This is a genomic window from Terrabacter sp. P5_B1 (genome assembly GCF_056400505.1).
Window position 1 is genome coordinate 1 of record NZ_JBFULD010000279.1, and the last position, 5,669, is coordinate 5,669.

Below are 5,669 nucleotides of genomic sequence, written 5' to 3' on the forward strand. Positions count from 1 at the left end.
AGTCCATGACGTCGGCGCGCCCGGTGACGCCGGCGAGCGGGAGGCCACCGGCCATGCCCTTGGCCGTGGTGATGAGGTCTGGCACGACGCCCTCGTGCTCGCTCGCGAACCAGTCGCCGGTGCGGCAGAAGCCGGTCTGCACCTCGTCGGCGATGAAGAGGATCCCGTTGTCGGTGCACCAGTCGGCGACCTGCTTGACGAATCCCGGTGCGGGGACGATGAATCCGCCCTCGCCCTGGATCGGCTCGAGGATGACGGCGGCGAGGTTGTCCTCCCCCACCTGCGCGTGCACCTGGCTGACGAAGGTGTCGAACGACTCCTTGGCGCAGTCGGCGGGGCCGCCCGGCCACCGGAACGGGTAGCTCATCGGCGCGCGGTAGACCTCGCCGGCGAACGGGCCGAACCTGTGCTTGTAGGGCATGTTCTTCGCCGTCAGCGCCATCGTCAGGTTGGTGCGGCCGTGGTAGGCGTGGTCGAAGGCGACGACGGCGTTGCGGCCGGTGAAGTGGCGAGCGACCTTGACGGCGTTCTCGACGGCCTCGGCGCCGGAATTGAAGAGGGCGGTGCGCTTCTCGTGGTCGCCGGGCGTCAGGTCGTTGAGGGCCTCGGCGACCTCGAGGTACTCCTCGTAGGGCGTCACCATGAAACAGGTGTGGGTGAAGTCGGCGACCTGCGCGGTGACCCGGTCGACGACCCGCGGGGCGGCGTTGCCGACGGTCGTCACGGCGATGCCGGACCCGAAGTCGATGAGCTGGTTGCCGTCGACGTCGACGAGGATGCCGCCACCGGCACGCTCGACGTAGACCGGCAGGCCGGTGGAGACGCCGGCGGACACGGCCGCCGTCTTCCGGGCCTGGAGCGCGGCCGACTTCGGGCCGGGGATCGCGGTCTGCAGGAGCCGCTGCTGGGGGACGTTGCTCATGGGGGTCAGTATGCCGTCCGCCCACCCCGCGGCGTAACCCGGGACGGGTGCTGGTGAGATGCGCATTCCGCACCTGAGGCGCCTTCGATCGGCGAACTCAGTGGCGTTACACGGCGTTCGCGACCGAACGCGTTGTCGTGGTCCGCCTCACACGGCCGCGCCCCGGCCGACGCGGTAACGCAGGTGGACCGCGAGCGGGCCCGCGTTGCAGTCGAGCAGGTCGAGCTCGAGATGGCCGACGTCGAGACCGGCGAACATCGGGGTGCCGGCGCCGAAGAGGCGCGGCGCCAGGTGCAGCGAGATCTCGTCGACGAGGCCGGCAGCCAGGTACTGCCGGCCGAGGTCGGCGCCCCCCATGATCGTCACGGTCCGGTCGGCGGCCGCAGCCCGCGCCTGCTCCAGCGCGGACTCGAGCCCGTCGGTGACGAAGGTGTAGACGCCGTTGGCGGGCACCGTCTGCGGATCGGGGGCTGCGTGGGTCACGACGAAGACCGGACGACGCGCCGGCCCGGACGGGCCATCCGCCCGCCAACCCGAGATGGCGTGGTCGTAGGTGGTCCGCCCCGCGACGACCGCCCCGAGCCCGGCGACGGCTCGGTCGAGGTACTCACCGTCGATGGTCCAGGCGTGCAGGTCCGACCCGCCCGGGCCCAGTGGATCCTCCGCAGTCTGCGGGGCAGCCGTGACGAACCCGTCGACGGACATGCTGATGTCGAACACGACCCTGCTCATGGTCTCCTCCTTCGGTGCTTCGAGACGGCCGGCGACGCGCCCTGTCGACCCGCCGCCGACCTTGGCTTCAGGGCTCGAGGTCCTCGCCGAAGCGGCCGCGGGCCTCGTGCGGGATGAGCGGCTTGTCGGCACGGACCTGCAGCTGCTGGACCGCCCACGAGTTGCCGTCGGGGTCGGAGAAGCCGAAGAACGTGCCGCCGTCGCGTGGGTCGATGACCTGGATCTCGGAGCACTCGACCCCCCTGCCGATGAGCTCCTCCCGCGCCGCCGCCGCGTCGGCGACGACGAGCTGGATGCCGTGCAGCGACCCGGGCGCCATCGCCTTCTGCGAGGGCAGGTCCCCGACGACGATCGAGCAGCCGGAGCCGCGCGGGGTGAGCTGCGCGACGTGCATGTGCTCGTTCTGCGTCTCGTGGTCGAGGCCGAAGCCGACCTGGTCCCGGTAGAAGGCGACGGCGGCGCCCAGGTCGCTGACCGGGACGATGACGACCTCGAGGGTCCAGTCCATGGCGCTCATCCCTGCGCCGGGGCAGGCGCGGACGCGGACTCGGACGTCGGCTGGGCGACGAGCTCGTCGAGGCGCTCGTAGCCCTCGGCCATCCCCTTCTCCATCCCGCTCTCCACCATCATGTCGCGGCCTTCGACGGTGCGGCCGATGCTGCGGCCCTCGAGCCGGCAGCGACCGTCACCGAGGTCGACGAAGCGCATGAACTCGATGGCGACCTCGTCGGGTGCGCCTTCGAACTCGAAGGTCTGGATGGCGAGGTCGTTGTCGCGGATCGTGTGGAAGGTGCCGTGGAAGCCGAACTCCACGCCAGYGGGGTTGCGGTGCACGTAGCGGTAGCCGCCGCCCGCGGTGAAGTCCCAGCGCTCGATGTCCATCTCGTAGCCCCGCGGACCGAGCCACTGGCGGACGAGCTCGGGGTCGCGGTGGGCGCCCCAGACGGCCTCGACCGGGGCGTCGAACTCACGCGTGAAGTCGATCCACGGCACGCCGGTGGGGATGTCGAGGTTCAGTTGGTTGGTCATGACAGGTGCTCCTCTGCGGTGTTGTGCGGTGTGGTCCCTGCCGCCGACGTGGCGGCAGGTGGGGTGTGCGCCGAACGTTCGAGGACGGCGTCGAGCGACCGGAACCGCTGCTCGGCGAGCAGGCGATAGCGGTCGATCCAGGCCGTCATGGCCTCGAGCCGCGCGGCCTCCAGGTGGACGGGGCGGCGCTGCGCGTCGCGGGTCCGGGTCACGAGCCCGGCCAGCTCGAGCACCTGGATGTGCTTGCTGACGGCCTGCTTGCTGATCGCGAACGGTTCGGCGAGCTCGTTGACGGTCGCGGCGCCCCGGCTGAGGCGGGCGATGATGGCGCGCCGGACCGGGTCGGCCAGGGCCGCGAAAGCGCGGTCGAGGTCCGCATCCGAGACGGGCGAGAGAATCATGGTCAACTAACTCCTTGATCAACTGATAGATTGATTACACGCCTGACACCCCCTCCTCGTCAACCCCCTGCCCCTCCGGGGCCGGATGATTGCTCTACGAATGGCGTCCCAGCGGAACGATTCCGCAGATGCGGCGGTAGCATCGGCTTCATGCCGCAGTTGCGCATCACCGAAGCAGCCGCTCTCCTCGGCGTCTCCGACGACACCGTCCGCCGGATGGTGGACTCCGGTCGTCTCGACGGAGCCACCGACGACGCCGGCCGGCGCACCGTCGACGGCGCTCAGCTCGCCGCCGTGGCCCAGGAGCTCGCACATCCGGCTGCGGTCGGCGCCACCGGAGGCGCCTCCGCCCGCAACCGGATGCGCGGGATCGTCACCGCCATCACCCGGGACACCGTGATGGCCAAGGTCGAGTTGCAGTGCGGCCCCTTCCGCATCGTCTCGCTCCTCTCGAGCGAGTCCGTCGACGACCTCGCCCTCGAGGTCGGCTCCGTCGCCGTCGCCAGCGTCAAGTCGACCCACGTCGTCGTCGAAGTGCCCGCATGAGCGCCGCCCTCGCCCGCAGGCGGGACCGTCGACTCCTCCCAGCCGCGGCCACCTTGGCGCTGTCGCCCCTGCTGACAGCGTGTGGGACGTCTGCCACCCCCGCCGTCGGCACCGGGTCGTCGACTCTTCACGGCACGGTCACCGTCCTCGCGGCTGCATCGCTCACCGAGTCCTTCGACCAGCTGGCGAAGGACTTCGAGGCCGCCAACCCTGGCGTCACGGTGGACACCTCGTACGGCTCGAGCGCCACGCTCGTGCAGCAGGTCGACAACGGAGCGCCTGCCTCCGTCATCGCGCTCGCCGGCACCGCCGCCGCAGCGCCGCTCGACAAGAGCATGGTCAAGGACACGAAGACCTTCGCGACCAACACCCTCGAGATCGCCGTGCCCCCAAGCAATCCCGGCGGCATCACGACGATCGCCGACCTCGCGAAGCCGACCGTCAAGGTCGTCCTCTGCGCCGACACCGTGCCGTGCGGCAAGGCCGCGCAGGCGACGTTCACGAGGGCCCGCATCGTGCCCCACGTCGTCAGCCAGGAGGTCGACGTCAAGGCGACCCTGGCCAAGGTCAAGCTCGGAGAGGCCGATGCCGCCGTCGTCTACCACTCCGACGTCGTCGCGGCGAAGGGCGCCGTCGAGGGCGTCGGGATCGCGCCTCGGCTCAACACGAGCCTGTCGTACCCGGTCGTCACGCTGTCCGACGACCCTGCAGCGCGGGCCTTCGTCGCCTATCTGCTGAGCGCCAAGGGGCTCGCCACCGTGCAGTCGTTCGGCTTCGGCGCCCCCTGATCCCGTGCCCTTCAGCCACCGGAAGGATGACGTGACATGAGGTATGCCGCCCGCTGGCGTTCCCGTGTCGCCGTCGGGGTCCCGGCCGCGCTCGCCCTCGTGCTGCTCGTCGTCCCCCTCGTCGCGCTGTTGGTCCGTGCCGACTGGGCTCGCATCCCGTCCGACCTCGCGACGCCGACCGTCCTTCCGGCACTGCGGCTCTCGCTGACGACGACCTCGGTGACAGCCGTCTTGTGCCTGGTGCTCGGCACCCCGCTGGCCTGGTTCCTGGCCCGGTCCGAGCACCGGGCGACGAGCTGGGTGCGCGCCCTGCTCACGGTTCCGCTCGTGCTGCCACCGGTCGTCGGCGGCGTGGCCCTCCTCATGGCATGGGGACGCAACGGGGTCATCGGGCAGTACCTGACTCCCTTCGGCATCCAGATCCCGTTCACGACCGTGGCCGTGGTGCTCGCCGAGACCTTCGTCGCGATGCCCTACTACGTGCTGGCGGTCGAGGGCGCGATGCGCGGCCTCGACCCACGGCTGGAGTCGGTGGCGCGGACGCTCGGAGCGAGCGACCTGCGCTACCTCCGGACGGTCGGCATCCCGCTCGTGCTGCCGGGCATCGCGAGCGGTCTCGCTCTGGCGTGGGCCCGTGCGCTCGGCGAGTTCGGTGCGACGATCACCTTCGCCGGCAACTTCCAGGGCCGCACGCAGACCCTGCCGCTCCTCGTCTACGTCGAGCTGGAGCGCGACCCGCAGGTGGCGATCTCGATCAGCATCTTGCTGCTGGGCGTCAGCGTGCTGGTGCTCGGCGTGCTCCGCGGACGGTGGCTGCGATGAGGCCACCGGTTGACAGCGGCCGCGGTGTCACCGGCGTCGCGGGTCTCGACGCTCGGGTCCGCCTGTCGCGCGGGGTGATCGAGGTGGACGTCCCCCTCAACGCCGCGCCGGGCCAGGTCATCGGCGTCCTCGGTCCCAACGGCGGCGGCAAGACGACGACCGTCCTCGCCCTCGCCGGAGTGCTCCCCCTCGCCGAGGGGCACGTGCGCGTCGGCGGCGACGTCTGGGACGACGGGCGGCGCCGGCTCGCGCCGGAGCGGCGCCGGGTCGGCCTCATGCTCACCGACAGCCTCCTCTTCCCGCACCTGCGGGCGGTCGACAACGTCGCCTTCGGGCCGCGCAGCCGCGGCGTCGACCGCCACCGGTCCCGCGAGCGCGCCTGCCTCGAGCTCGAGCGGGTCGGGCTCGCCGACCGCGCGGCGTGGAGGC

Annotated in this window: 9 protein-coding genes; 4 read left to right on the forward strand and 5 right to left on the reverse strand. The window is 71.3% G+C overall.

All coding sequences use genetic code 11. The features are described 5' to 3' along the window. From AC1DP0_RS17105 to AC1DP0_RS17125, 5 genes are all read right to left on the reverse strand, one after another. On the reverse strand, positions 1–922 hold a 922-nt coding region (locus AC1DP0_RS17105), incomplete at its 3' end, for an aminotransferase class III-fold pyridoxal phosphate-dependent enzyme (RefSeq protein ID WP_478086603.1). A gap of 147 nt (positions 923–1,069) precedes the next feature. Further along, positions 1,070–1,654, reverse strand: coding sequence for a dihydrofolate reductase family protein (locus AC1DP0_RS17110; protein WP_478086605.1), 585 nt, complete (start codon positions 1,652–1,654; stop codon positions 1,070–1,072). Positions 1,655–1,721: 67 nt separating this feature from the next. Continuing rightward, entirely contained in the window at positions 1,722–2,162 is a 441-nt protein-coding gene (locus AC1DP0_RS17115; RefSeq protein ID WP_478086608.1) for a VOC family protein, read from the reverse strand. Between the two features lie 5 nt (positions 2,163–2,167). Beyond that, positions 2,168–2,683 (reverse strand): SRPBCC family protein, encoded by a 516-nt coding sequence (locus AC1DP0_RS17120; protein WP_478086610.1) that lies wholly within the window; start codon positions 2,681–2,683, stop codon positions 2,168–2,170. Further along, the gene (locus tag AC1DP0_RS17125; protein ID WP_478086615.1) at positions 2,680–3,084 is read right to left on the reverse strand and encodes an ArsR/SmtB family transcription factor; all 405 of its coding nucleotides are present in this window, start codon (positions 3,082–3,084) and stop codon (positions 2,680–2,682) included. The genes AC1DP0_RS17120 and AC1DP0_RS17125 overlap by 4 nt, the downstream gene beginning before the upstream one ends. Before the next feature lie 150 nt (positions 3,085–3,234). Here AC1DP0_RS17125 and AC1DP0_RS17130 point away from each other — a divergent pair, with 150 nt between their 5' ends. The 4 genes from AC1DP0_RS17130 to AC1DP0_RS17145 form a co-directional block, all read left to right on the forward strand. Continuing rightward, the gene (locus AC1DP0_RS17130) at positions 3,235–3,630 is read left to right on the forward strand and encodes a TOBE domain-containing protein (RefSeq protein ID WP_478086619.1); all 396 of its coding nucleotides are present in this window, start codon (positions 3,235–3,237) and stop codon (positions 3,628–3,630) included. Beyond that, positions 3,627–4,418 carry a molybdate ABC transporter substrate-binding protein gene (modA, locus tag AC1DP0_RS17135; RefSeq protein ID WP_478086623.1) on the forward strand — a complete coding sequence of 264 codons (792 nt, stop codon included), beginning with the start codon at positions 3,627–3,629 and terminating at the stop codon, positions 4,416–4,418. The genes AC1DP0_RS17130 and modA overlap by 4 nt, the downstream gene beginning before the upstream one ends. Positions 4,419–4,454: 36 nt before the next feature. Next, a complete protein-coding gene (locus AC1DP0_RS17140) occupies positions 4,455–5,240 on the forward strand; it encodes an ABC transporter permease (protein ID WP_478086626.1) in 786 nt (261 codons plus the stop codon). Further along, the coding region (locus AC1DP0_RS17145; RefSeq protein WP_478086628.1) for an ATP-binding cassette domain-containing protein at positions 5,237–5,669 on the forward strand (433 nt) is incomplete at its 3' end. The genes AC1DP0_RS17140 and AC1DP0_RS17145, both read left to right, overlap by 4 nt.